The 25,040-nt window shown below is 42.9% G+C and carries 23 protein-coding genes; 2 read left to right on the forward strand and 21 right to left on the reverse strand.

The window, feature by feature from the left end; all coding sequences use genetic code 11:
- The first annotated feature begins 25 nt into the window (after positions 1-25).
- Entirely contained in the window at positions 26-1,954 is a 1,929-nt protein-coding gene (locus HQM15_04895) for a motility associated factor glycosyltransferase family protein (protein ID MBF0492096.1), read from the forward strand.
- A gap of 22 nt (positions 1,955-1,976) precedes the next feature.
- Here the strand turns inward: HQM15_04895 and HQM15_04900 are convergent, their stop codons facing one another.
- The 12 genes from HQM15_04900 to HQM15_04955 all read right to left on the reverse strand — a co-directional run bounded on the left by HQM15_04900 (position 1,977) and on the right by HQM15_04955 (position 13,638).
- The gene (locus HQM15_04900) at positions 1,977-2,684 is read right to left on the reverse strand and encodes a PIG-L family deacetylase (protein MBF0492097.1); all 708 of its coding nucleotides are present in this window, start codon (positions 2,682-2,684) and stop codon (positions 1,977-1,979) included.
- Positions 2,685-2,698: 14 nt separating this feature from the next.
- Complete coding sequence (locus tag HQM15_04905) at positions 2,699-3,364, reverse strand: class I SAM-dependent methyltransferase (protein ID MBF0492098.1); 666 nt, start codon at positions 3,362-3,364, stop codon at positions 2,699-2,701.
- A 9-nt stretch (positions 3,365-3,373) separates the two neighbouring features.
- Positions 3,374-4,051 (reverse strand): WbqC family protein, encoded by a 678-nt coding sequence (locus HQM15_04910; GenBank protein MBF0492099.1) that lies wholly within the window; start codon positions 4,049-4,051, stop codon positions 3,374-3,376.
- Positions 4,048-5,073: a DegT/DnrJ/EryC1/StrS aminotransferase family protein gene (locus HQM15_04915; GenBank protein ID MBF0492100.1), complete on the reverse strand. Its 1,026-nt coding sequence runs from the start codon at positions 5,071-5,073 to the stop codon at positions 4,048-4,050. Before HQM15_04915 ends, HQM15_04910 begins: the two co-directional genes overlap by 4 nt.
- Entirely contained in the window at positions 5,070-5,507 is a 438-nt protein-coding gene (locus HQM15_04920) for an acyltransferase (protein ID MBF0492101.1), read from the reverse strand. The genes HQM15_04915 and HQM15_04920 overlap by 4 nt, the downstream gene beginning before the upstream one ends.
- A complete protein-coding gene (locus tag HQM15_04925; GenBank protein ID MBF0492102.1) occupies positions 5,488-6,555 on the reverse strand; it encodes an N-acetylneuraminate synthase family protein in 1,068 nt (355 codons plus the stop codon). Before HQM15_04925 ends, HQM15_04920 begins: the two co-directional genes overlap by 20 nt.
- A gap of 4 nt (positions 6,556-6,559) precedes the next feature.
- Positions 6,560-7,609 (reverse strand): pseudaminic acid synthase, encoded by a 1,050-nt coding sequence (gene pseI, locus HQM15_04930; GenBank protein ID MBF0492103.1) that lies wholly within the window; start codon positions 7,607-7,609, stop codon positions 6,560-6,562.
- Positions 7,606-9,138 (reverse strand): UDP-2,4-diacetamido-2,4,6-trideoxy-beta-L-altropyranose hydrolase, encoded by a 1,533-nt coding sequence (gene pseG / locus HQM15_04935; protein MBF0492104.1) that lies wholly within the window; start codon positions 9,136-9,138, stop codon positions 7,606-7,608. Before pseG ends, pseI begins: the two co-directional genes overlap by 4 nt.
- Entirely contained in the window at positions 9,139-9,912 is a 774-nt protein-coding gene (gene hisF / locus HQM15_04940; protein ID MBF0492105.1) for an imidazole glycerol phosphate synthase subunit HisF, read from the reverse strand. It lies immediately after the preceding gene.
- On the reverse strand, positions 9,906-10,529 hold the full coding sequence (gene hisH / locus HQM15_04945) for an imidazole glycerol phosphate synthase subunit HisH (protein MBF0492106.1): 624 nt from the start codon (positions 10,527-10,529) through the stop codon (positions 9,906-9,908). Before hisH ends, hisF begins: the two co-directional genes overlap by 7 nt.
- Before the next feature lie 2 nt (positions 10,530-10,531).
- Entirely contained in the window at positions 10,532-11,683 is a 1,152-nt protein-coding gene (locus HQM15_04950) for an N-acetyl sugar amidotransferase (GenBank protein ID MBF0492107.1), read from the reverse strand.
- A gap of 65 nt (positions 11,684-11,748) precedes the next feature.
- On the reverse strand, positions 11,749-13,638 hold the full coding sequence (locus tag HQM15_04955; GenBank protein MBF0492108.1) for a motility associated factor glycosyltransferase family protein: 1,890 nt from the start codon (positions 13,636-13,638) through the stop codon (positions 11,749-11,751).
- Positions 13,639-13,690: 52 nt separating this feature from the next.
- On the opposite strand from HQM15_04955, the gene HQM15_04960 reads away from it, so the two are divergent.
- The gene (locus HQM15_04960) at positions 13,691-14,251 is read left to right on the forward strand and encodes a hypothetical protein (protein MBF0492109.1); all 561 of its coding nucleotides are present in this window, start codon (positions 13,691-13,693) and stop codon (positions 14,249-14,251) included.
- On the opposite strand, the gene HQM15_04965 is transcribed toward HQM15_04960, so the two are convergent.
- The 9 genes from HQM15_04965 to HQM15_05005 all read right to left on the reverse strand — a co-directional run bounded on the left by HQM15_04965 (position 14,239) and on the right by HQM15_05005 (position 24,985).
- The gene (locus HQM15_04965; protein MBF0492110.1) at positions 14,239-16,392 is read right to left on the reverse strand and encodes a hypothetical protein; all 2,154 of its coding nucleotides are present in this window, start codon (positions 16,390-16,392) and stop codon (positions 14,239-14,241) included. The two genes, HQM15_04960 and HQM15_04965, sit on opposite strands and share 13 nt — an antisense overlap.
- Before the next feature lie 337 nt (positions 16,393-16,729).
- Positions 16,730-17,380, reverse strand: a complete 651-nt coding sequence (locus tag HQM15_04970; protein ID MBF0492111.1) for a ribulose-phosphate 3-epimerase — start codon at positions 17,378-17,380, stop codon at positions 16,730-16,732.
- Positions 17,377-18,345, reverse strand: a complete 969-nt coding sequence (locus HQM15_04975) for a methionyl-tRNA formyltransferase (protein ID MBF0492112.1) — start codon at positions 18,343-18,345, stop codon at positions 17,377-17,379. Before HQM15_04975 ends, HQM15_04970 begins: the two co-directional genes overlap by 4 nt.
- Entirely contained in the window at positions 18,346-18,891 is a 546-nt protein-coding gene (gene def, locus HQM15_04980; GenBank protein MBF0492113.1) for a peptide deformylase, read from the reverse strand.
- A 15-nt stretch (positions 18,892-18,906) separates the two neighbouring features.
- On the reverse strand, positions 18,907-19,080 hold the full coding sequence (locus HQM15_04985) for a hypothetical protein (GenBank protein ID MBF0492114.1): 174 nt from the start codon (positions 19,078-19,080) through the stop codon (positions 18,907-18,909).
- 52 nt (positions 19,081-19,132) lie between these two features.
- Positions 19,133-21,199: a primosomal protein N' gene (priA, locus tag HQM15_04990; protein MBF0492115.1), complete on the reverse strand. Its 2,067-nt coding sequence runs from the start codon at positions 21,197-21,199 to the stop codon at positions 19,133-19,135.
- 162 nt (positions 21,200-21,361) lie between these two features.
- A complete protein-coding gene (locus HQM15_04995) occupies positions 21,362-22,027 on the reverse strand; it encodes a DUF3047 domain-containing protein (protein MBF0492116.1) in 666 nt (221 codons plus the stop codon).
- Positions 22,024-22,899: a UTP--glucose-1-phosphate uridylyltransferase GalU gene (gene galU / locus HQM15_05000; protein ID MBF0492117.1), complete on the reverse strand. Its 876-nt coding sequence runs from the start codon at positions 22,897-22,899 to the stop codon at positions 22,024-22,026. Before galU ends, HQM15_04995 begins: the two co-directional genes overlap by 4 nt.
- Before the next feature lie 91 nt (positions 22,900-22,990).
- Positions 22,991-24,985 (reverse strand): beta-propeller domain-containing protein, encoded by a 1,995-nt coding sequence (locus tag HQM15_05005; GenBank protein MBF0492118.1) that lies wholly within the window; start codon positions 24,983-24,985, stop codon positions 22,991-22,993.
- Between the last annotated feature and the right edge of the window lie 55 nt (positions 24,986-25,040).

Consider the following 25,040-nt stretch of genomic DNA (forward strand, 5'->3'; position numbering starts at 1 on the left):
TTGAGTGAGAAGATCTGAGCTAAATATGAACTATTTCGAAAAAAACTTTGCTGTCCTTGAAACCACTCATCCCAAACTAGCCCAAAAAATAAGGGAAATAAAATACGTTCCCGAGCAATTGGTTGAAGTTTCTCCAGGCATTTTTGACCTCAAAGATGCCCAAGGGAAACTTCTTTATCAAGGGCAGCCCCTGCTAAAAGCAGAAGAGTATTTAAAAAAGACAAATCTTATTTCTCCGAAGTTTGTGGTTTTTTATGGTCTGGGTCTGGGGTATTCTTTCCAGCAATTCTGCAAAAAATTCTCACAGAAATTTGAAGCAGCGATTGTGCTGGAACGGTCTCTTACTCTCTTTCGCTATTCGCTGGAACTAACTGATTGGACAGAGATCCTTACTTCTCAAAAATTGCTTTTGTTGGTGGATGAGGAACTTGAAGCGCTGCAGGAAAAGCTTCAAGCCTTTTTTGCAGATGGAAATATGCTTGTCTTTATCAAGGACATGCCCCTGATTTATGAGGAGGTCTCTTTGGTCTGGGACAAGAAGGAAGATTATTATGTCTCTGTGGCCCAGTGTATGAAGGAACAAATTGAACAGGTTTCTGAATTCATGGTTGGAGATTGGGAAGACAATTATCAAGGTTTTATGAATGTTGTAAATAATGTCTTTCATGCCCACCAGGTTCCTTCTTTCACTTGTTTACTGGAACGTTTCCGGGACTTTCCAGGTATTGTGGTGTCGACAGGGCCCTCGTTGAATCATTCGCTGGAATGGTTGAAAAAGGTACAGAACAAGGCTGTGATTGCCTGTGCAGATTCAGCCCTGCGCATCTTACTCCAGCATGGGATTACCCCACATCTAGTTGGTTGTTTAGAGCGAATCAGTTGTACCAGAAAATATTTCGAAGAATTTAACGATTTAAGGCGAACTTTTTTACTTAGCGATTTGAGCGTCTGGCCCGAAACCTATCAAAAGTATAGCGGGCCCAAAATTAATTTTTTTCGTCCCTTAGGTCAACAGGGCTGGTTTTTCCCCAAAGAAATCTTAAGAAACGCAGGTAGTTCGGTGGCGCATGAACTTTTTTTTGTTCTTTGTTATATGGGTTGTTCTTCCGTTTTTCTTGTGGGTCAGGATTTGGCCTACGATCCTTACACTCACGCAGGTCACGCTCAAGGGGCTTCCTCCTTCCAGGAGGACTGTGACAAAAAAGAGCTGCAACACATTCAACAGCATTATGTTTCCGCTGGAAGCAAAGAGGTATGGGTGGAAGGTAATAATGAAAAACTCATTTTAAGTAGCCCAATTTGGAATAGTTTCAGGTTTTTTTTTGAAAGTATTCTCAAAAAAGAGGGGGTGGGGATCCATTGTTACAATGTAATTCCGAAGGAATACGGAGCTCGTTTAAAAAATGCAAAGTGGCTGGATCCTGATCAGGCCTTGGAATTTTTTAGTGAAGAAAGAGATGTATTTGCTCTTCTGAAAGAGAGTATCGAACAATCTCCTGTAGAAGAGAAAGAAGTGTTTTTGGAAAAAATGAAAATGAAATTCCGGACAGCCCTGGGGTATCTAAGAAATTTTCAGGAAATCACTTTGGATATTTTGGATAGCATTTCTATTTTCCAGCATCGTTTTGATTTGCAACTTTTTGGTCTGGAAACTTATCGCCCACTTTTGCTTCGATTGGAGCAGACGATCAATGAGTTGGAAAATATTCCTGAAAATCTCGAGGATAATTTCTTTGGCAATTTTCTTTTTCCACAAATTCAGGGCGAACTAATTCCCTTTTATCAAGGGATAGAAGCTGCGTTAAAACTGCCAGAACAGTCGACATTTCGTATTCGGGAACAAATCAAAATGCTGAGAACTTGGCTGAAGACGGTGCATTATGCCTGTGCAAGGATGGAGAATTTTATTCTTAAAAATTTGTCGGAAGAAAATCAGACACTTTTTGAAAGTTGAGTAGGTTACGAAAGAAGTCTAATCAGGCGACCATTTTCCTTCCCAACATAAACGCTTCGGCTGCACAAAATCCGGCCATAGCTCCCCGATATTTTGCCAAGGCCTCGATGGCTTCATAAGATCGTAAATGAGGCCAGGCCCTCATCTCCAGGTGGTAGGCTTCCAGTGCTTTCATTTTTAACTCAAGAGTAGAAGTGATATCTTCAAACCATTGGGCCAAAAAAGCAGTTTGGGTGCTTTGAATTTGGTAGTCTGTACTAGAAGGGGTTTCAAAAAATAATATTTGTTGAATGGATGATCCGGGCAAGGCACGAGCCGCAGTGATGGCAGCTTGATGAGTAATTTGGTGGTCGATGTTGATATCATAGCCATGGTGGGTCCACAGAATATTAGGTTTTATTTTTTTTATGATAGGTTCAATTTTTTGAATAATTTTTAATAGAGGAATTTTATCAAGTTGGTTGTCTGGAAAGTTTAAAAAAATGGGAATCTCTGTCCCCAAAATTTTAGCTGCATTTTTGGCTGCTTCTTTTAAATTTTTCAATTCGGGATTTTTTTTTGAGTTTCTATTTAACCCCTTGGTTAAGCCTCTGGAGGTTGCTCCCTCAGCTAAAATGACAGGATAAACTTCAGCTCCCTGCCGTGAATATTTTGCAATCGTTCCCCCACAACCGAGTATTTCGTCATCGGGATGGGAGGCAATAATAAGTATTATTTCTTTTTGGGTCATGAATCACCATTTCATTAAATTTTTGTCGCAACCAAATCCCAAGTGGCAAGAGTGAAGGATTGATCGGGGATGAGTTGTTTTTTTATTTTGTGAGCCAAGTATTCAATGTGAAAAATTTTAAACAAATCTTTTAGGTGTTGTACATCAGAAAAGTGTACGCGCCCCAATTTGGCAAACTGACCTTTTGTGAAGTGGCTTCGTGTATAAATATCTTCCTCTGGAAGCCCTTTGGGATATTCACTGTGTTCGGTTGAAAACCAATCTACCCCGATAAACTTCCCGTTAACATCGAGCAAGTCGTATAATCTTTTTATGGTAGATAAAATTGCTGCAGTGGCGTTGTGAGTCAGAGCCCCTCTGTCAATAATGAGTTGAAACGGCCCCTCGAAAGGAAGCGGTTGAGTAAAATCTCCTGCTAAAATTTTCCCCTTGAGTTGGGGGTATTGCAGCTTTAATTTTTCTACTATGTGTGAACTCCCCTCAATTGCATAATAATCGGCTTCAAGATGCATGAATAATGGAATATTTGCCCCGGCCCCACAACCTATTTCCAAAACTCTAAAACTCTTTTTCAGAGACGAAGCATTGCGCATTACTAGGGATACCAAATCGGACCAAGGGAAAATACTGAGGTGTGTGTTTTCTTGATAGCGTTCATTCCATTCATTTGAAAAAGTCATATTTGTTCCTTAATTTAAAGATGAAAATTCAGTGTTTGAAACATTCATCCAGGCATCTAAAATACTCAAGCAAGGTATAAAATTACCGTAGAGTTGAGGGTATTTCGTAGGTAAAAAATTTTGATATTCCACTTGGATCCCTTGCTCTTTAAATTTTTTTTCTTCCAGATAATTCTTACCCAAAGCCCCCGATAAGTAATGCGTGGCTGAAAAATGTTGGCAAAGATTCAGAATCAGATCCGATTTATCTCCCGAAATCGAAATATTGCTGCTTCGCACTAAGTGAGACTGAATTTGAAGCTCTTGAAGCCAAAAAAGCAAGTGTTCAAAACATAAATCCGAAAGGAAATCGAAGTTCCTTTGATACAGCTGTTGCAGTTTTGGATAGTTTGCTTCAAAAAAAGGAGCTTTGCGATAGTTTTGCTGAATAGTTTTTAAATGTTTATCTTTCCAAGCTTGAGTGGAATCAATACGGGTTTCGCTCAGATTAGATTGGGTATGGCCTTTCACAAGTACAGGAATCGTTAGCCACAAGGCCCCTTGAGGAGTTTTGATTTTGTTGCGATTGATGAAACTGTTTTTTTCAAATTGGACGGTATCTAAAAAAACAAAGACATCACTACGCTTAATTTTTTCCAGATAGCCCAGCCAAGGCAGATAAGCAGGTTGGTGCACCGAGATCCTCATGATTGGAGTGCTCCTAAAATTTGCTCAAGCTCCCGATCAGATAAAGAGGGGTAGAGCGGTAAAGAAAGAGTATTTTGGCACAGCTCATTTGCGTTTGGAAATAAGTGTGCAGGGCCTAGCAATTCTTGTTGTTCAATAGGAATAATGGTTTTTATTCCGAGTGAAAATAGTTTTTCTTTCCATTGTATTGCATCCTTTGTTTTCCAGACAGCGCGGTATCTTACCGAACTTTGTCCAGACTGAGGGAGTTCTTTCCCAATTAAATCGAGTCCTAAGCTTGAATATTTCTGAAAGATTTCTTCCCTTTTTTTAAGAAAATCTGGGAGTCTTTCGAGTTGAGCTCTTCCTATGGCGGCCTGCAATTCAGTCATCTGGAAATTAAAGCGATCTTGATTGTCATTTTTATTGTCAAAATAAATGTAATCTCGAAGGGTGTTGATGTACTTTTTATTCTTGGAAACAATCATCCCTCCCTGGCCACCACTGGTCATCAGTTTGGTGGCGTAGAAAGAAAAAATTCCAATTTCGCCGATGCTGCCTAATGCCTTGTCCTGTAGAGATGCTCCCAATGCCTGAGCACAATCTTCGATGATAAGTTTGGAGCTCACTTTCTGAAAGTCACAGGGGATCCCATATAAATGAGGGATAATTACAATTTCAGCAGCCGATTTTTCAGCTTGCTCCAAGTCAATATGAGGGGAGCTGGGAGCGGTATCGAGTATTACAGCTTCAGCATTAGCGAGACGCACAGCCTGTTTTAGAGAAGAACAAACATAAGTGGGAAAAGAAACTTTTTTACCTTTTGCCTCTAGAACCAAGAGAGCTAGATAAAGAGCTGCGGATCCGCTGGAAACAGCTAGGGCGTGTCCTTCTGGGAGCTTTAAAAATTCACAAAATTCTTTTTCAAATAGAGGAATTTCTTCTCCACCGCAAAGCAGCTGACTTTCTAAAACTCTTCGAGAGGTCTCTATTTCGATTTTTCCAAGAGTCGGTCGATTGTGTGGGATAATTGTTTTATTCATTTTTTCTTGTAATAAGCAGGATAAACTTTTGCAGGATTGCCTATCACCAGAGAATAGGGAGGAATGGTTTCCTGTCTGACCACCGTTCCTGCTGCAATGACGCTATGATGGCCAATTTTGGCCCCCCCTAAAATTGCACAGTGGCTACCCACGAAAACATTTTTTCCTAACTCAATTTTTTTTCTCAAAATTTTATTCTTTTTCCCGATACATAAAAGGTGTGAATCTGCAGCATTGATTGTGACAAAAGAGGCGATATCGCAATAATTGCCTATTTTCACTTGAGTTCCCTTTGCATTCACCTCTGAAAATGCCCCAATGTACACCCCTTTTCCAACCTTCGGTGTTCCTTTGATTAATACCAAGGGATGAAAAGGGTTGGGCAGAAAATCAATCATCTTTGCAAATAAATTTTTAAAGAGATTCAGTTCCATTTTTGAAATCAGACTCCTGTATCAAGGCGTTTTTTTCAATGTTTCGAGCTGCCTTTTTACCAATTACTTTTTCATAAAGCCCAGGAGGTAAGCCAGTTCCAGGCCTTTTGAGGCCTATATTCTCTAGGCTGAATAATTCATCTTTCAAAATTTTTCGTAACGAAACAATAGATCGGCGTGCAATTTTTTTCATTTCTTTTTCAGCAGCACTAGGTTCTAAATTTTCTGTTCCTAACAGGAGGTAGGCTTTGCGTATCGAGAGAACCCATTCTTTTAATCCTTCCGGATTTTCTGAAAACCAATGGTCAGGGCCTTCAAGCTGCTGATTTAAGGTGAAATGTTTTTCAAAGACACAGGTGTTATAAGCAGTGGCTATCGAAGCAGCAAGGGGGCCTTGGGTGTGATCCGAAAAGCCTAGTAAAACGGAGGGATATAATTTGCGAAGTGGCACCAGTTTTTTTAAATTTACCGATGCAGGAGGCGTAGGATATTCGGAGGTACACAAAAGTAAAATGAGAGGATAGTTTTCGAAGAGATTTAAGCTCTGATGAATTTCTTCTTCATCGGCCATACCGCAAGATAAAATAATCGGAAGCTTGGTCTTTTTATACTCCTTCAAAAGCGGCAAATTATTAAAATCATCCGATCCTACCTTGATGGCAGGAATCCCTACTTCTAACAACAATTCCAGATCTGAAATGTTTTGTGGGGTGGATAAAAATAAAATTCCGACTTCATCGCATTTCTTTTTGATTTTGAACCACTCTTCTCGAGAAAACTCATACCTCTTGAACATCTCAATCATTGATTCTGTAATTTGTTTTCCCTGACTTTTATAAGTGAAAGTTTGGGTGTGGTTGGCCACAAATTCTTCTGCTTTGAAGGTCTGAAATTTTACTGCATCTACCCCCGATTCTTTGGCAACTTCTATCATTTTGAATGCCGTGTTCAGTTCGCCATTATGGTTAATTCCCGCTTCTGCAATTAGAAAGGGCTTTTCTCCAATTTCAACTCCTGCGAGATTAATTGTTTTAATAGGGGTGTTCATTTTCTTACTCTCCAACCCACTCCCATTTCATCGCCATTCCCTTCTTTAAATCTTGCTTCACTTTTTTACCCAATAATTCCTCATAATATTTAGGAGCCAAACCCAAGCCAGGTCGAATGGCTCGAAGATTTTTGGGGGTGAGTATTTCACCTGCTTTCATATTTTCACTAATGTAGAGTGAACGACGGAATTGAAGTGATTTTTTTTCTTGTTCAGAGGGGCCCAATTTTGTTTTTCCTAAGGCCGGAACAATTTTTTTAGATTCTTCCCTCAACATTTTCAACTCTTGTGGTTCTAGAGAGAAAGCAGAATCGACTCCTCCATCGCTACGACTCAAGGTGAAATGTCGTTCAATGACTCGTGCACCCAGAGCAATAGAGGCCAGTGAAACTCCAATGCCCATTGTGTGATCTGAGAGCCCTACTTCACATTGAAATCTTTGTTTAAGTAAATCGATAGCCAACAAATTGCTTTCTTCAGGAGGAGCAGGATAAGAACTTGTACACTTGAGCAAAATCAAATCCCTACAACCCGCAGATCGGGCTGCGTCTACGGCTTCAGAAATTTCTTCCAGCGTTGCCAAGCCGGTTGAGATAATGAGTGGTTTTTTTGTCGCGGCCACTTTTTTGATGAGAGGCAGGTGGATATTTTCAAAGCTGGCAATTTTGTAACAAGGCACATTCAACTTTTCGAGAAAATCTACCGCTGTTTCATCAAAGGGAGTACTGAATCCAATCATACCCAATTCAGCACAGCGTTTAAATAGGGGTTCGTGCCATTCCCAAGGCGTGTGGGCCTCGTGATAGAGGTCATAGAGTGTTCTGTTTTTCCAAAGGCTATTTTTATCTTGAATAACAAATTCATTTTCGGACAGATTCAAAGTCATGGTATCCGCTGTGTAGGTTTGAAGCTTCAAAGCCTGTGCACCTGCTTGAGCGGCGGCTTCCACGATTTGAAGGGCACGAGCTAAAGATCCATTATGATTCCCGGACATCTCGGCGATGACAAAAGGATCTTCGTTTTCACCAATGGAATATTTTCCAATTTGAATCATAGGGGTTTTACCCAAATTTTGTTTTTTAATCGATATCCCGCTTTTGCAAAGGCCCTTTGCGAAACGATATTCTTCTCCTGGATTTCTGCCTTTAAAAATTTGGTCTTAGGATGATTTTTCTTCAACCAAGCTGCAGCATGGATGAGAATTTGTGTTCCGTAGCCCTGGCCTTTATTTCCGGGAACCAAATAGATGGAAGTGAGCGCTTCCTCACCCGAACCTGAATAATCATAACGCAATACCCCGACACTTTTGGCTTCTCTTTCTGCAATGAGGATTTTTCGATGAGTATTCGACAAACTCTTTTCAAACCAGACTTTATGTGCTTTCCAGGAAATTTTTTTGGAATTGTATGAAGATTGGCGTGTCTCCGGATGATTTCTCCATTCAAAAATATTTTGGCAATCTTCAAAAGTAGCAGGGCGCAGGGTTATTTTTTTTTCGGAGTGAAGGTTAAGAAGAAATGTAGCAACACGCGGAGCTCCCTTTGCATCCACGAGTTCCAAACTTTTTTTGGATAAACTTTGTACTTGCTCGGGATGAGCCAATAAAGATTCAATTTTTTCTCTTATTGTTTCTTCTGTGATTTCTTCTTTTTTGCCCAAATAAATCAAACGGCCTTCCTCTGCCATCGATTGCAGCAGAGCCTCCTGGTTATTGGAGATGCTCCAGGCTAGAGTGGGCACTCCCAGCGCTGCACGTTCCCAGGTGCTGACACCCCCTGCGCCTATCGCCAAATCGCTGAGCTTCAGAATTTGAGAAACCCTTTCTACCTCACGATACAATTTGATTTGCGAATAGGGGGTGCAGAATTCAGACAAGATTTTCTGATGGGGATTTGCAGCGCCTAAAATGACCTGCAACTCCAAGGGTGCGGAAACCTTCAGGCAGGCCTTAATCGCTTTTAAACTTTCGTTGCTGGTATCCACCCCGCCAAAAAAAATACACAGCTTGGAAATTTTGCCTTCTCGAATTTTAAGATCTTTTCTCGCTGCACTAAATTCTTCACGAAGCAAGGCATAAGAGGGGCCCAGTAATAATTTACAGGTAGGAGGAGTGAGTGAGGGATATTTTTGATGAAGTGCAGGCTGAAGATTTTGATCGAGAAGGAGGTCGCAAAGATGAGCACGATTGGCAAGATCATCGATGACGACAATGCTTTGAAAATGAGGAGCAAGCCTTTTCTCCCAGTTTTGATCCAGACCATAATGGTCAACAATCAGCGTTTCTCCAGCCTCCGCAAGCAAATCCATTGTTTCCTTCGCATCTACTTCTTGCGGCACTTCCAACCAGGCTTCATATTCATTTTTTGGATGGCTAATTCTTTGGGGATGTTTCTCTGGACTGGGAAGATCCAGACAAACAAAGCCTTGCTTGCAAATGAAGGCATTCAAATTGCCTGGATGTAAACGACAGATAAAGCAAACCTCGGCCCCCTTTTCTTTCAGTTCTTGCGCCAGGGTCAGGCAGCGCATCACATGACCGGAGCCAATTTTGCGGGAAGCATCTGTACGAATAACAAATTTCATTTATCCCCTCACCGCTGAATTTCTTACAGCGATTCCCTGCCCCGCCAAATATTTCTTGGCTTCGGCCGGGGTTTGTTCCGTATAGTGAAAAACGGCCGCCGCCGCTACAGCAGTAGCCTTGCCCTGGGTTAAAGCTTCCAACATGTGTTGATAATTTCCTGCCCCGCCGGAAGCGATCACCGGAATTTTTACAGCCGCAGAGACTTTGCGAATCAATTCCAGATCATAACCTTGCATGCCTCCATCGCGTTCTATGGAAGTGAGTAAAATTTCTCCTGCCCCCCAGGCTTCCACTTCTTTTGCCCAAGCCAGTACTTCTTTTCCCGTTTCTTTTGACGCAGAATGGGAGTAGCAGTGATAATTTCCATCTGTTTCTTTTTTGGCATCAATGCTCACCACAATACACTGAGAGCCAAATCGCCTGGCGGCTTCCTGAATTAATTTTGGGTTTTCGTAAGCCGCAGAATTGATGCAAACTTTGTCGGCCCCCGCGAGCAAAAGTTTGCGGATATGATCCAGGGTTTGAATTCCGCCCCCCACGCAAAAAGGGACAAAACATTCGGAGGAAAACTCTTCGATGGCTTGATAATCGGGTTCCCGGTTTTCTTTGTAAGCAGAAATATCCACTAGAATAAGTTCATCCACATCCCGGGTATTGTACACTTTAATTGCAGGTGTTACAGTTCCCACACGGCGCCAACTATCAAAACCTATGCCTTTGACGAGGCCGACGTCTTTCCAGAGTAGGGTGGGAATGATTCGAGTTTTTAGCATAATGCTAGAAAATTTCTTAGCAATTGAAATCCTGCCTTAGAACTCTTTTCGGGATGAAACTGTACCCCCAGTACATTTTCATGTCCGACACAAGAGACAAACTCACCGCAATAGGGTGTCTTTGCTAAAACGTGGGCAGAATTTTCAGGAATAAAATGATAACTGTGCACAAAATAAAAATCAGAATGATTGGGAATTTTTTCAAAAAGTGGATGAGCAACCGCTTGCTGCATTTCATTCCAACCCACGTGAGGAATTCGCTCAGTTGCTCGCGGAAGCAGCCGTTTTACTTCTCCGGGAATCAGATTCAAACCGGAACATTCTTCTCCTTCAAAACCTTTGGAGGCCATCATCTGCATGCCCAAACAAATCCCCAGCATGGGAACTTTGTAATCGCGCACGGCGGAATCAATGGCTTCCAGCCATCCTCGCTCACGCAAATTTTTCATTCCGTCCCCAAAAGCCCCCACCCCGGGTAGAATGATTTTGGGAGCCGTCTTTAATTCACGAGGATCTTCGAGGGTTGTCACTTCCGCCTCGCACTCCTCCAGCGATCTGCGGAGTGATCCGAGATTTCCCATACCGTAATCAATAAGCGTGACCTTGCGGATAGACATTCTTAAATATTATCCTCATTAATTTTTTGGAGGTTTCCCTTTTTATCCTTCACCAAATTTCCCTTCGCGTCCGTCACAAAAAGTTTTTTGTTGGTAAAGCGATCACAGATCTTGATGAATTCTTCGATACTGATTTCTAAAGGCTCTAATATTTTTTCAATCGGTTTACCCAAATAAGTCCAAGGGAATTTCCCATCCAGTTTACGAATCATCTCCATCCCATCTTCGCGGGTGAGTCGACCGCGGCGGATATGCAGCGAAACCAGATCGGAGGCACGTCCAAAGGCAAATTTGAGGTATTTGAAATAATCGTGGATCCCCATCTGATGGTTGTCCATGTTTTCGTAATTGACCGCAGAACCTTCGATGACTGTAGGAGAGGTCTGCAATCCAAAGGCTTGTGAATAGAGGACGTTGCTGTACCCATCCCAGGGGATGAAATAACCCAAGAAAAGCCCAGTGACCCCCACGGATTGCAGCTCTTCATCGCTCGGATAAGTATAAGGGATGAGATCTTTTGCCTGAATACCCTCCAGGCCAATCATGTCGGAAACCCGCAGGCCCAGCAAGCCTCCAAATTCCTCTAACCAGCGGCGATTGAGCACATTGTTTTCGGCGGCTGTCGCAGGTCCTCCATATTCATTTTGAGAGTTCTCACCCCAAATCAATAAAGGGATTTTAAGCTGAACCGCCAGGCGTACGGGGCTGGTAAAAATGGCCACATGTTCAGGCCAGGAAATATCCCCTACTTGAGTAAGGCCGATACGATTGAGCTTGCGACGCGTGACAGGGTTCGCACTCAACTCCAGATAATCAAAGCCCTGTTGTTTCAGGTTTTCAATATTTTTTCGACCCAAGTCTGATAGATCACAGGTGGTTGAAGTTATGATGAGAGGATTCATCCCCAATTGCTTTATTTTTAAGGCTTGGTAGCTACTATCTTTCCCTCCACTGCCCGGAACAATACAGTCCCAGTTGCTTCCCTTTTTGTTACGATAACGCTCCAAAACTTGATGGAGCTCCTTTTTACGGGAATCCCAATCTACAACCTGGCGTTTCTCATAGTTTCGGCAGGCATTACAAATCCCCTGATCATCGATAAACAAATCGGGCTTGGTGTTAGGCATGACGCAGCGCTTGCAGTATTGAATCATGATTGCTTCTCCATTTATTCTGTTTGCTTTAGTGAATTGTCACCCGAAGTTTCTGGAGAAGCAATTCAAAATTTATTCACCAAATCCAAAACCACCGAGGCCCAAAAGGCCTCCTCTTTTGCCATCTGAAAAAGGATCTCTATTTTTCGGGCAATTTCATTGAAGTTGCCTTCTGTATCTTCTGTGCTTGAGAAGTATTGAATCTGGCCTTGGATAAGCGTTCCCTGAATGATGGGATGAAAGAAATTCTGATAGGCGTCCAGATCTTCTGCGTAGTTTTTATCCTCGGTATAGCGCGAGGAGAATTCGTCTGCTTCTTTTAAAAATTGGGCATATTTTATTTTGCCTTCTTCCCAATTTTGCGCGGCTACCCAGGCTGAAAATTGTAGGGCCCTGCATTTCATGGCGAAGGCTTGATTGTCGCCAATCAGGCGTTGGAGCGCCCGTTTGAGTGTATACATTTTTTGTTGAATCACTTTTCTTTTGATCTCCTGTTCGGCTGTCGAAGGAAGGGTCAATTTTTCTTTCAGCAGGGAGAGAGTCTCCAGTTTTTCAGGAGAGAGCTGTTGCAGCCAAGCCTCCGGGTCTATTCTTGGGCAGCCAGGAATTTTGGCCCCGTATTCGGGAGGAATGACATTGAATACCTTTCCTGCGTAAGCAGGAACCAGTTGTTCTGAGAAAGTTTTGAGAAAGGTAAACCAGAACAGGTTGCTACGAACAGGCTTTCCGTTATTTCCTTCTATCTCTAAAACTTTATTCCCTTCTTTTCTTAAATTCGCCATTACGGTTTGGGATTCCTTCCAAACCCCCGGGGCATGGCTTTCCAGGTTTTTGTCGTAACACAAATCCTGACCTACCAAGAAAATGCGACCACAACCCAAAAGTTCCAAAATCTTAAAGGCCGCATTAGCCGAAGAATGCCCCAGGCCCAATATGGGTTTCTCCAGGGGCAGCCAGCGACTTTGAAGAGAGGTCCCCAAAATATAACTGTTTAGACCCTTGTTTCCCGAAAAACATTTGGGATGGACATGGGGCGGCCCCACAAAGACATGGGGTGGCTTTTCAGAGAGATTGCAAAAAAAATCTCCCTGGGTTTCATCGCGTTCAATATTCAGCCATAAATGGGGATGAATACCGTGTTCAATCAACAGGGGAAGGGCCGAAGGGCAAGCAACCACAACGGCGTATTGCTGGGCTTCCTTGAGGTAGCTTAGACTTTTGGCCAGCGAGGGTCCTGAAGAAATGAGGATACCATCTTTCCCTTTAAATTGATCTTGGGCTTGAGCCAGGGCCGGCATCGCCAAGACCTCTTTTAAATTTTTCAAAACGTGCACCGTGCCGCGATAGGCATCGTAAGGATCTGCAAAAACACGATTAAAATGATGGGCGGTGGCCTTGGCAAAGCTTTCTTTGGCCTGGCTATAAAAATCACCATTCCAATGCAGGCTGGGAGAAAATTCTACAAACTCCACTGCATTTGCAAAGCGCAGCCAGGGTCCTTCCTCAAAGAAACGATTAAAAAATTGTTCGAGTTGAACAACATCATTGCCCAAAAACCAATGCACTTGAGGCACTTCAAACATGGGGGTGAAATCATTCACTTCCAGGGCTTTTTTAAAGAGATGGGGCATAGCTTCAATCACTAAAATGACCTGATTGAGAGGATGAGATTTTTTGGCGTATTCCAGCAGATGATGGCCCAGTCCTACCCCAAAAAAGATTAAGATCCGTGGATTTTTTAGGCTTAATGTTTGGGCAAATTCTTTTGAATATTGCTCCGCATTGGGGGAAGGATAATAGGGCTGCTCGGATCCATCCGCAAAATGGCAGATTAATTCTCTGGTACTTGGCCTAAATTTTAAGGCGGGGATTTCATTTAAATTGGAAACTAGTTCAGCAAGCTGAGGATGTTTGGTTTTGAGGCAGTTTAAGTTTTTTTGATAGAGGGAGCTCATAATGGCATATTAAGCTAGGAAAATAAAAAAGTTTCCTTTAAAATCTCTCGTCATGGCGACCAACCAAAATCTTCCTTTTAAACCTGTTGCTTTTCAAAAGGCAAAACTTGCGTACCTGTCATTCTCTGATGCAGATTCGCAAAATACAAACATTACTTTACAAAAAAAGCCTGTTTTTTTTGAAAATTTTAACAAGATCAATTGCTCGGTCTGTGGAACCATTCATATTTTGGGTTTTGAAAAATCAAAACAAGTACTACCCGCTTCCATTCATTGTGCGCTTTGTCAGAGCTTGATTCCTATTGAAGCCTTTCGCGAACGAAAAACGAGACGCTCTTCTTTAGAAAAAAAGGTCCGCTTTCAGCAGGAAAAGAGGGGTATCTGTATAGCGAATGTCGTGGATTTTTCTCCTGCGGGCTTACGTTTATCTTCTCGCAAGCGGATTTCTCCCGATGGAAAAATTAAGGTTTACTGCGAAGATTTTAATGCATTAGGAGAAGCGGTGTGGATGCGCAAATTGGGGACTTTTATGGTCCCCACCTATGAAATAGGAATTAAATTTGAAGAATTCCTCCCTCTGACTCGAGACGTGCTGCTGGGTCAGAGTGTTTGATACCGTTCAATAAAATGCTGTGCCATTCCCATTTTCTTTATCCAGGTTTCCGAGGCATAATTTTGCCTCTCAATAAAGCGTACCCGGAGTTGATGGAGGAGGGTCTCCAGTTTTGCCACAGGGTTGTCTTCTTTGTTGACCCCAGAAAAATTGTTTTTGCTAGCCTCCGCAAAATGAATGAGCGCCTCACCAAATTGTTGTCCTTCTTCACAAAGTGAAGCTGTTTTTCTTAAAACACTCGCCATTAAATTCCCTTTGGGCATGGCTTCCAGAAGTTGATTTTTTCCCGGGCCTGGGTTCTTGTTTTCCAAATATTTTTTTACTTCCTGGGTCAAAAAGACTTCTGCTTCCTTTAAACTGGCCTTGGCCTCTGGGATATTTTCTTTAATTTTTTTTAAGAAATTCTTCAAAGCAATCTGATAATCTTCAAAAGCAGAAAGTCCTTCCTGGTTCAATTGAGTAAGACTCTCCCTCAGTTTTTTCGATTCCTGGGATTCCGCAAGAGTGAGAAAGTCTTTTCGGGAGTAACGCTTGTCGGGATGAATCCAGTCCATGAGAAAATAAAATTCGAAATATTCTGGGGCGGGAATTTTTTTTCCGCTAAATCCTTCGGTTAAAAAAACTGGCGCATTCAAAGAGAAGGCAAGTGCTCCCAGCAAGAGACTATTGGGTTCTTTTTCCAAAGGATTAAGCTGGTAATGATTAATCAAAAATGAATTTTTAGTCGTGGATTCTTTTTCTTGTTCAGAATCCATTTCCCCCAAAAAAGATTGAGTCAATAAAGCAAAGATACTGAAGTCTGATCTCTCCTTGCGGCGACTATTTTTTACTTCCAACTTCAGAGGATTTAATCCCGGCGGGAATTGACGAAGTACTAAAAAAGAACCCTGAAGAGCTATCTGATTCGCAGAAGTTTGTATATTCCATTGTGCAGGAGGAATGAGCCCATCCTCCGTACTCAGGGCCTGGAGAGGGATTTTTTCATCTTGAGTACTGCTACTTTCAATAAATCCCTCCTGTAAAACTCTCACTTTGGAGTTGCCCGGAATGCTGTTTTGAACCCTGTTCTGAGTGATGTTTGGGGGGGTATTTCGCGGGATTATTTCAGGTAACTCGGGTTTTAATTTTTGAATGAAGGTTTCTAGCTTTTGCAGGAATATATCTTTTTCCAAAAGATTACCTTTAAGCTCATTCACCAAATTTAAAAATGCTTTACTCTGAACAAACTGTGTCAGCTGGGGGTTAGCGTTTTCTTCCTTTTGGGCTTCAATTAAAACCAGTGCAATTTTGACTGGGTTTTCATGCTCGGCCGCAAGGATGTATTCTTCCAACTTGAAGCCTGCCTTTAGAAAAACAGATAGGGCAAATAGTTCTTCGGTGCTGTGTTGTTGCTGTTCCTGTTTGGATAAAAGGACAAAGTCTAAAAAGTTTTCAAGAGAAAGAGGTGCTGTTTTTAGATTGTTGAACACCGGATCTTTTTGCAAAAGCTCTGCCAGGTATTTTATTTGTCGCAAGTCTTGAACGAACTCCTGCTTGATTCCCAGGCCTTCAGGAGGACTCTTGTTTAGCAATTGGTTTTGAACTTGCTCGTAGATTTTTTGTAATATTTGTAAAGCCTTTGGGTAAATCTTTATTTTTTCCTGCTCGGGAACTTGTTGCAAAAAATCGATGCTCGGAAGGAGTAAGTCGGGATGCTGTTGATTGATTTTAAGCAGTAAAGAGGCGCTTTCTTTTTGAAAGGCTTGAGGCAAGATCTTTTCCAGCATTTGTAGAATATTTTGAAGGGGATCACTTTTCGTCAGTAAGCTGGAATAAAATTCTGGGATAAACAGAGGGCTAAGATTCGATGTTTGAGCATTGCTTTGAATCCCCGTTTGAGGAGTAACCTGGGGGCTAAGTTGTAAACTAGGCTGTGAGCTAGGCTGGGCATTGTTCTGGATATTATCCTGAACATTTGCCTGCAGATTTTCTTGAACATTGGGGAGAGGAGCTAGTCCTGGAGTATTCAAAATGGGGGCTATATCCTGAAGTAAGACCTCGGTTGTCAGGACATTACGCAAGGTTCGTGGATCACGAATTTGCAGGATCTCCTTGTAGTTTAAACCCCGCGACGCCCCGGCGGAATTGAAGTAGATTGTCATAAAAAGTTTACCCCGCAGATCTTTTGGGCTTGGTGAGATGGGGGGGGCTATCCGTCTCTACGGAGGGATTCCTTGGGGTAAACTTTTGAGGGGATAGGGTGGTAAAACACTAGGGGCAAAAATTGATATTGAGTAGGACTCAAGGCCTTGAAGAAGAAGCGCACAAAGCTCTTGAATCCAAACTGTCGAATAAGACTAAGGGGATGCAGAAGGATATGTTTTGTATTGATAGTTCCTAAGACCATAAATTCTTCCTTCCTTAAATTTCTTCACTCACTGGGAAGGAACGGCATATTTTTGTAAATCTGCAGGTTTTATTTTGAGCAAAGTGGGGAGCTTATATTTTTTTCTTTAATTCAGAAATCGTTGCAGAATAATTTGCCGTTTCAAAAATACCACTTCCCACCACAAATACATCGACTCCTGCTTTGGAAATTTCCGCAATATTTTGAGTTTTAATTCCTCCATCCATTTCGATGAGAAAATTAAGTTTTTTTTCTTCACGCCACGCCTTCAACTTTTTTGCTTTTTCCAAGGCCGAAGGAATAAAACTTTGACCGCCAAAACCAGGGTTGACGCTCATGAGCAGTACCATGTCCAAATCGGCCAAGACATATTCCAGGCAGGAAAGAGGCGTGTGTGGATTGAGCACGGCTGCGGCTTTGGCGCCCAATTTTTTAATCTGACCAAGGGTCCGGTGCAAATGCGGGCAGGCCTCCACCTGCACAGAAATCAGGTCCGCCCCTGCCTTCACAAAAGATTCCAAATAACAATCGGCATTTTGAATCATCAGATGTACATCAAAAGGTTTGGTGGAAATCTTCTTGAGTTTTTCCAGAACCGGCGGCCCAAAAGTGATATTGGGGACAAAGTGGCCGTCCATGATATCCATGTGCAACCAGTCTGCGCCAGCGGACTCGACGGCTTGTATTTCATCTTTCAATCGCGAGAAATCGGCTGACAAGATAGAGGCTGCAATGAGTTTCATGAGAAGACCTTTCCTGCTGAAATCCACGATTGATAACCGTCAAAAAAATCTTGTGCAGACATTCTTTTTTTGGATTCGGGCTGCACACTCGTTAAAAGAATTGATCCACTTCCGCAAGCGACTTCTAGTCCTTGGGCTGAAACCTTGAGAATTTTTCCTACTTCTCCCCCTCTTAGAGTAAGAGGGGGCTGGGGGGCGTTAGAAAAATTAATAGATTCATAAATTTTGATTTTCTTCCCTTCAAACGCTGTAAAAGCCACCGGCCAGGGATTCATCGCCCGAATGTGATTGTGGATTTCCTGGGCACTTTTAGTCCAATCAATTTTCCCTTCTTCTTTGGCAATAAGCGGTGCAAAGCTTGCCTGGGATTCGTCTTGCTCTCTGACTTGGAGCTTTCCTGTTGCAATGCCATCCAGGCTCTGAAGCAAAAGCAAGGCCCCTTTTTGAGCCAGCCTTTGCTGAAGTTCACCTGTCGTTTCATTCGCAGCGATCTCCACTTTTTCTTGCAGGTAGATGGGGCCCGCGTCCAGTTTTTCGACTACCTGCATGACGGTAACCCCTGTTTCGGTTTCGCCATTTCGGATGGCCGAAAGTACGCAGGAGGCCCCCCGATATTTGGGGAGAAGGGAAAAATGTACATTGAGACAGGCCAGTTTTGGAAGGCGAATCAATGCCTCGGAAAGGATGCGCCCATAGGCGACTACAATCATAAAATCAGGATTCAGTTTTTTTATCTCATCCACAAATTCCGGGCTTTTGGGCCTTTCAGGCTGAAAAATCAGAAGGCCCTTTTCCTGGGCATAAACCTTGACTGGTGGTGGAGTGAGCTTCTGCCCCCGTCCGGCAGGCTTGTCGGGTTGGGTGACGACACCCACAATGGGGAAACCCGCTTGCAGCAAGGCATTAAGGTGTGTGACGGCGAGTTCGGGAGAACCCATGAAAAGCAAGGAAGGTTTAGCAGCCATCTAGCGAACCACCGTTTTTTTAGCCTCAGTTTCCAAGGCCTCTTTCGCCATTTTTTTCAGTTTCTGCTTATACAAATCCTGTTTCAATCGACTCAGTTTATCAAAAATCAGAATGCCATTCATGTGATCCATTTCGTGCTGAATGCACACGCTCATCAAATCTTCTGCAAAAAAATGTTGGGGTTTTCCGAAACGATCTAGTGCTTTTACTTCCACTTTTTTAAAACGTACAGTAGGTACCACGAGTTCAGGGCAAGACAGGCAGCCTTCTTCCCATTCGATTTCTCCTTCGGAAGAAATAAGCTCGGGATTTACGATTACCTTCGGCTGACGAACAATGACTTCGCCTTCTTGAATGCCGACATCCATCACCAGAAAGCGCTGGAATATTCCCACCTGAATGGCGGCGAGTCCTACGCCAGGCGCGGCATACATGGTTTCAAACATGTCGTCGATCTGCCTTTGGAAGATGCTGCCAAAATCAAGAACAGGAAGACATCTCTCACGGAGTTTTTTGTCGGGATATTTGAGGATGGGGAGTAGCATAACTTAAGAGTTTTTTTAGGGAGAGATTTTTTTGTTTTTATTTGAAGATATTTTATGAGAAGCGATGACTTTAATAAGTTTTCCACGATGTTTAATAAAAATAATTTTCCCTCTTATTACTTCATCTAAATATTTATAAATATTTGTTCGAAATTGAGAAACACTAATGATTTTTAATGTGGTATCCATTTGAGATTTCAAACTAAAGGGCTAGTAATTACTTGTCAACACTACGTATGCTTCATCCCATCACATGCAAAGGGTCTACATCTAAAATCAGGCGTACACCTGCCTCTAAAATTTCTTTTTTAAAAAAGCCCTGCTGATTCAAAAATTCATTCTGAAAACTTGGCGCCCCACAATTCTTGATTAAAATCTGCCAGCGGTACTGGTTTTTAAGTCGTTCCAATAAACAGGGGGCCGGGCCTAGAATGCTCCAGTTCCAATGTTGACTTTCTTTTTGTTGGTTCAGATAGGCCGCAAAACGTGTAGCACTTTGTTCCACCTTTTTCTGCACATTGCCCTGAAAACGCAAAACCAATAATCGTGAAAAAGGAGGATAAGACAACTCCTTTCGCTGTTCCAATTCCTGCGCGTAAAATTCCTGGGTCTGATGTTTTGCCGCATATTGCAGGCTGTAATGCTCGCTTTCAAAACATTGGAGCAGAACTTTTCCGGCTTTAGTTCCACGACCCGCCCGACCTGAAACCTGGCTGAGTGTTTGAAAAGTGATCTCGGAGGCCCTGAAATCGGGATGATGCAGGCTGGCGTCGGCGAGTAGAATTCCCACCAAAGTTACCTGAGGGTAGTCGTGGCCTTTGGCAATCATCTGGGTGCCCACCAGAATATCAATTTTCCCTTCGGCCAGATCCTTTAATATTTTTTCCAAACTTCCTTTTTTGCTCGTGCTGTCTCTATCCATGCGGCTGATTTTTGCCTCGGGAAATAATTTGTTCAGTTCCTCTTCTATTTTTTCTGTTCCACTGCCCATAGGCAGCCAAGACAGGCCTTTGCATTGGGGACAATGATCGGGCGCTGCCTGAATAAAATCGCAGTAATGACAAATGAGTTTTTTTCGTTTTTGATGAAAGGTGAGTGTGATGTCACAGTTGGGACAACGCGGGCTGTAGGCACAATCCTGGCAAAGCAGGAAATGGGCGAAGCCGCGACGATTCAAAAAAATGAGACTTTGTTCTTTATGCTTTAATCGCTCTGCAATGGCTTTTAAAAGCTGGGGGGAGAGCAGTTTGTTTTTACTGTACTTATTTTTTTCTTTGGCTTTGTCGGGATGAAAAAATTTCAGCGTCACTTCGGGCGAATTCGAGGCTTTCAAATCCACAAACTCCAGCTCTGGCAACTTCGCCTCCCCAAAGCGTTCCAAGAGTTCATGATAAATATATTTTTTGCTATTGGCCTTATAATAGGTTTCCACCGAGGGCGTTGCAGATCCCAAAATCACGCAAATATTCTCAAACTTAGCCCGTACAATGGCCAGATCTCTCGCATGGTAGCGCACACGTTCTTCCTGCTTGTAAGAACTGTCCTGTTCTTCATCCACCACAATCAGACCTAAGTTGGGGAAAGGCACAAACAAAGAGGAACGAGTTCCCAACAGCACCGAGAATTGCCTGTCTTTGGCCCTTTGCCAGATTTCCAAACGCTGCCTGTTGCTTAAATTCGAATGATAGGCCTGAACTTCATCGCCAAATATTTTTTGAAATCTTTCCAATAATTGAGGAGTCAGTCCAATTTCTGGAACCAGACAAAGCGCCTGCCTGCCTTGCTCCAAGGTTTGGCGGATCAGTTCCAGATAAATCTCCGTCTTGCCCGAGCCGGTAACCCCGTGGAGGAGGTGCGTTTGAAAGCCTGGATATTTTTGTATTTCCTCTACAATCTTTTGTTGATTGCTAGAAAGCTGAAGTGCGTTTCTCCTTCTCCCTTGACGGGAGAGGGTGATCTTTTCCTTCCTCTTCCCCTCCCTCGGCACCTTAGCCAATTCCCCAGGCATTGCCGTTTTAAACATTTCTCCCAAAGGACAAAGATAATACTCCGCTGCCCAGTGAAGAAATTGCACTTGTTTTGCCGTAAAGTAAGGTTCTTCGTCCAAAATACCTTCGATATTTTTCACTTCGAATGTTTGAGGAAGTTTGGAGCTTTCTTCGCCCAAATAAATTCCCACAATTTTTCTTTTTCCCAAGGGGATCAGAAGCCGCTGTCCAATTTTTAACGAAGCCAAGAGTGCATCCGGAATTTGATAAGTGAGCGTCGAATTGATGGGGGCTAAGGGTGCGATGTTGGCGAATGGCATGGGGAGTCTGAGCTTTTTCGCACTTTTATATGGGGCTGTCGAGGGGAAATTCTTGTGGCTTGGCTCTGCGGGTGAATTGACACACCAAGACAAGGTCTGCGGATCTGGTGAAAAAAAATAAAATGGGATTAGTGAAAAGAGAGCAATATATTTTCCGAATTTTTATTCCCCTGAAATCCTGAAGTCCCCATAATCACATCCCGAGGCGCTATGCATGGCATTGCCGTCTGTCATAATTCCCACTGCACTCGGATTTTTAGAAGGATTTTTCCCAAAGTGTTTTTTAAATTCTTCCAACACATTCACTGATACTTCCTGCCATTGGTTCAGTTTTGCGGCACCGCTGCTTTTGACGATAACGAAGAATTCTTTGGGATCTTTTTCCCAGACATTGCCCACCGCTAAAGTGCTGCTCCATACGTATTTCAAGGCCACTCCACTGGTTTTGCCGAAGGGGACATAAACGCCGCAGGCGCTATCGTTGGTGGCTCGGCTGTTTTCTGCAGCGCCTTTAGGAAGGGTTGTGGCGCGCCATCTCCATTTTAAAACAGGGTATTTTTGCAAATCCCAGGGAAAATCTTTGTAGATGGGAAGGGAGATGTCTTTGTTATCGAAGGCGGAGATAAATCTTTTTCCGTCTTCTTCCTTCATTTTATAAACCTGTTTTACCTTGCCCCCCTGAAAAGGGTAGGTACTCCACCAGAGAGGAAAATCGCCTACCTTTGTTTTTGAAAAATCATCGATACCCATCTCGTTTGCAGCCACTGTTGTGATGCCCAGGGTGAAGGAAAACAGGGTGAGGACAATCAGGCCTTTCCATCTCTTCATAACGATCTCCCCAAGTTTTGTACAAAGTTTTTCAGCTCTTCTCGAAACTCTTCCCGCTTTAAACCAAAGGCCAGGTTGGCTTTTAAGAAGCCCAGCTTATCTCCCGTATCGTAGCGGGTGCCAGAAATTTCTTGTCCGTAAATTTTTTCTTTTTTAAGCAAAAGATTGAGCGCATCAGTGAGTTGAATTTCTCCGTTAATGCCGGGTGTTACTCTTCGAAGGCACTTAAAAATTTTTGGGTTGAGGACATAGCGTCCTACAATACTTAAATTGGAAGGGGCTTCTTCTGCATTAGGCTTTTCGATGAGATTGGTTATTTCAAAACAACGATCGGTTACGGGAAGGGCCGCCACAATGCCATAGAGGTTCACTCTTTCTTTTTCAACCTGTTGCAAACCGATGATACTGCTTTTGTATTTTGCGTAAGCGTCTATCAGTTCTTTGCTGGAGGGATTTTCAGCATCCAGCACTTCATCGGGTAGACAGACCAAAAAAGGCTCGTCTCCTACCACATCTTCGGCACACAAAATGGCGTGTCCCAAGCCCAAGGGCCTGGATTGCCACACCGTAAAAAAATTGGCCAGCTCGGCCGGTTTTTTGATTTGATTCAGTAGATCGAATTTTTCCCGTTTCTCTAAAATATTTTCCAGCTCCGGGGCGTAATCGAAATAATCCATGATGCTTTGCTTGCCGCGACCCGTGACCAGAATGATTTCTTCAATACCGGAGGCGACCGCTTCTTCTACGATATATTGGACGGAAGGCTTATCTACGATGGGCAGCAATTCTTTGGGAATTACTTTGGTGGCAGGCAGAAAGCGAGTGCCTAAACCTGCAACGGGGATGACGGCTTTTTTGATTTTTGTGTTCATGATTGAAATTCAATTAAAAAAATACGGCCAGAACAAAAATATCCTGGCCATATTTTCAAGGAGGGGTCAATAAATTGCTTTTGTATTTGCTTTAGTCGTTTACGGTGTTTCCACTACTGATCGAAAGATGCTGGCTGTCTTGGATGTTGCCTGCACTATCCTGAAATCCAATCACAAGTTGATCGCCCATCAAACCTAAGACTTGGTCTTCTAAAAATATTGGACGCGTATTTCCATACCAATCGATGCAGGAAGTCGTACAAGTGTTTTCATTATTCAAAGAACTCTGCACAGAAAAAACTCCTGCCGTTTGAATTTTTTCATCTACAATATTAAAGAAACTCAGTTGGGCCGCGCTGTTGCCTTGCCAAAAGACAGTCGTAGGATAAGGCCCTTCAGCGCTTTTATGGGTGGCAATTGCAAAGCTTCTGAAATTTTTATCCTCATGATAAAAATAGGCATGAGATCTGGATTCCGCCTCGTTAACTCCACTTAAATCATAACTGCTGCTCACTTGAGGGTTAGGTGTATCCAGCTGAACTAAACTCAAAATAAAATTATTGTTTCGAGTTTCAGTATTTGCTCCTATCACCATTAGGTCTTTCCCTGCCAATTCTATTCTTGAAATGGACTGCGAAGCTAAATCGAGGTTTGTTATAACACCTGTTTCTCGCTGTACAAGTTTAAGAGAATTATTAAGGTTATAAGCCAGGTAATTCTCCTGAAAACGGACTAAATTGGCTGTGCGGCCGGGCAGACATTGATAATGGTTGCTAGAGACTTCTTGGGCGCTAGTTTGAAAGTCGCTTAGATTAAATTGGACCCATAAATTCCCATGATTTCCATCGTCACTTGAACAGGGAGAAGACTGTTCTTGTTCGCTCGCAAAAACAGAGAGAGTATTATTTTTTTCGCTAAAGGCGAATTGGCTTAAAGGAGTTCCGCGTGTTTTTACAACGCCGCTTCCGTTGGAATTTAAATCCAAGGCATATAAATAAGCTTCGTCCCGAGAAACAGGATAACGATAAGTGAGATTCGGAGTAGGCATTTCGGGAACCACTCCCCCTAGATTGCTGGAGCTAGGAACTTCTCGAATTTCTTCACTGTTCACCCAAAGATAGGCGCGATTTTCGCTGACATAATATTGATGCTGATATTCCCCAATAACCGCCCGACCTTTGCAACTTAAATTGGGAGCTGCCTCCAAATCACAAACAACGATGCTGTGCAGATAAGGGTAAAGCGTGTCTTGCAAGGGCTTATAAATATCGGCGGAAGAAAGCAAAGTGCCTACAGTTTCACTGTTCCCGTTTCCTATATAGCGATAATATTTCGGATACTGAGGTTCTCCACTGGTGCTCATGATATTTTGGTAATAGTAGGACATGTAGAAAACGAGTTTGTTCCCCACCTGACGGCCGCTGTAATTTTGCCGAGAATAATAGTCAGAAGATTTCAAGAAGAAGGTATTTTGTCTTGTAAAGGCCCCGTCATTTTCGATGCGGAAGAAATTGATTTCTGTAAACCCCCCATCGCTCGAGTAATCACTGGTGAGGGAGTAACGGTAGCCAATTACGATGGCCAAATTGTCTTTCATCAACAGCTCATCGTACCATACGCTGTCACTGAGCCCATCCGCCTTTACCGCGCTTTCTCCGGTTTTGTGCAGCTGATGGTTGCTGGCAATTTGAGCAGTGTAAAGTTTTCCTTGATGCAGGGTGATAATAAAATCTCGATAATTTTTGACGATATCGCCTTCATCTACTCCAGATTCTTGATTGTTAGTGATGTTGCTGTTTTCTCCACTGGAAGTTGGACTCACACTTCCTTGTGCTGGAGCCATGGCAGAGTCTGTGCCAGGATTAGGCGGTTGGGAAGGAGTGGGCGGATTCAAATGGCGAATCCGATCCGTACTGCTCAAGAGATAGGATTTCAATTCTTCTTCCCCGCGAAAAGAAGTGAGTTGTGTTTCTAAAACTGTTCCTGGCTGGAGCGCAGTAGATTGGGATTGGCTAGGTTCTGGAGAAGAACCTCCGCAGGCATTCAAAGTAAAAATGAGACTGCACAGCACATAGATTTTTTTCATAAGTTTTTCCTCGTTATAATTTCTGATTTAAATTTTCTCAGGGCGCGTGTTCCCC

It is taken from the genome of Deltaproteobacteria bacterium (assembly GCA_015233135.1).
Lineage (GTDB): Bacteria > UBA10199 > UBA10199 > JADFYH01 > JADFYH01 > JADFYH01.

Bases quoted from the DNA above. Each gene is read 5' to 3' on its own strand.
- HQM15_04895 (MBF0492096.1), top strand. From the start codon at position 26: ATGAACTATTTCGAAAAAAACTTTGCTGTCCTTGAAACCACTCATCCC.
- HQM15_04900 (MBF0492097.1), bottom strand. From the start codon at position 2,684: ATGACCCAAAAAGAAATAATACTTATTATTGCCTCCCATCCCGATGAC.
- HQM15_04905 (MBF0492098.1), bottom strand. From the start codon at position 3,364: ATGACTTTTTCAAATGAATGGAATGAACGCTATCAAGAAAACACACAC.
- HQM15_04910 (MBF0492099.1), bottom strand. From the start codon at position 4,051: ATGAGGATCTCGGTGCACCAACCTGCTTATCTGCCTTGGCTGGGCTAT.
- HQM15_04915 (MBF0492100.1), bottom strand. From the start codon at position 5,073: ATGAATAAAACAATTATCCCACACAATCGACCGACTCTTGGAAAAATC.
- HQM15_04920 (MBF0492101.1), bottom strand. From the start codon at position 5,507: ATGGAACTGAATCTCTTTAAAAATTTATTTGCAAAGATGATTGATTTT.
- HQM15_04925 (MBF0492102.1), bottom strand. From the start codon at position 6,555: ATGAACACCCCTATTAAAACAATTAATCTCGCAGGAGTTGAAATTGGA.
- pseI (MBF0492103.1), bottom strand. From the start codon at position 7,609: ATGATTCAAATTGGAAAATATTCCATTGGTGAAAACGAAGATCCTTTT.
- pseG (MBF0492104.1), bottom strand. From the start codon at position 9,138: ATGAAATTTGTTATTCGTACAGATGCTTCCCGCAAAATTGGCTCCGGT.
- hisF (MBF0492105.1), bottom strand. From the start codon at position 9,912: ATGCTAAAAACTCGAATCATTCCCACCCTACTCTGGAAAGACGTCGGC.
- hisH (MBF0492106.1), bottom strand. From the start codon at position 10,529: ATGTCTATCCGCAAGGTCACGCTTATTGATTACGGTATGGGAAATCTC.
- HQM15_04950 (MBF0492107.1), bottom strand. From the start codon at position 11,683: ATGATTCAATACTGCAAGCGCTGCGTCATGCCTAACACCAAGCCCGAT.
- HQM15_04955 (MBF0492108.1), bottom strand. From the start codon at position 13,638: ATGAGCTCCCTCTATCAAAAAAACTTAAACTGCCTCAAAACCAAACAT.
- HQM15_04960 (MBF0492109.1), top strand. From the start codon at position 13,691: ATGGCGACCAACCAAAATCTTCCTTTTAAACCTGTTGCTTTTCAAAAG.
- HQM15_04965 (MBF0492110.1), bottom strand. From the start codon at position 16,392: ATGACAATCTACTTCAATTCCGCCGGGGCGTCGCGGGGTTTAAACTAC.
- HQM15_04970 (MBF0492111.1), bottom strand. From the start codon at position 17,380: ATGAAACTCATTGCAGCCTCTATCTTGTCAGCCGATTTCTCGCGATTG.
- HQM15_04975 (MBF0492112.1), bottom strand. From the start codon at position 18,345: ATGGCTGCTAAACCTTCCTTGCTTTTCATGGGTTCTCCCGAACTCGCC.
- def (MBF0492113.1), bottom strand. From the start codon at position 18,891: ATGCTACTCCCCATCCTCAAATATCCCGACAAAAAACTCCGTGAGAGA.
- HQM15_04985 (MBF0492114.1), bottom strand. From the start codon at position 19,080: ATGGATACCACATTAAAAATCATTAGTGTTTCTCAATTTCGAACAAAT.
- priA (MBF0492115.1), bottom strand. From the start codon at position 21,199: ATGCCATTCGCCAACATCGCACCCTTAGCCCCCATCAATTCGACGCTC.
- HQM15_04995 (MBF0492116.1), bottom strand. From the start codon at position 22,027: ATGAAGAGATGGAAAGGCCTGATTGTCCTCACCCTGTTTTCCTTCACC.
- galU (MBF0492117.1), bottom strand. From the start codon at position 22,899: ATGAACACAAAAATCAAAAAAGCCGTCATCCCCGTTGCAGGTTTAGGC.
- HQM15_05005 (MBF0492118.1), bottom strand. From the start codon at position 24,985: ATGAAAAAAATCTATGTGCTGTGCAGTCTCATTTTTACTTTGAATGCC.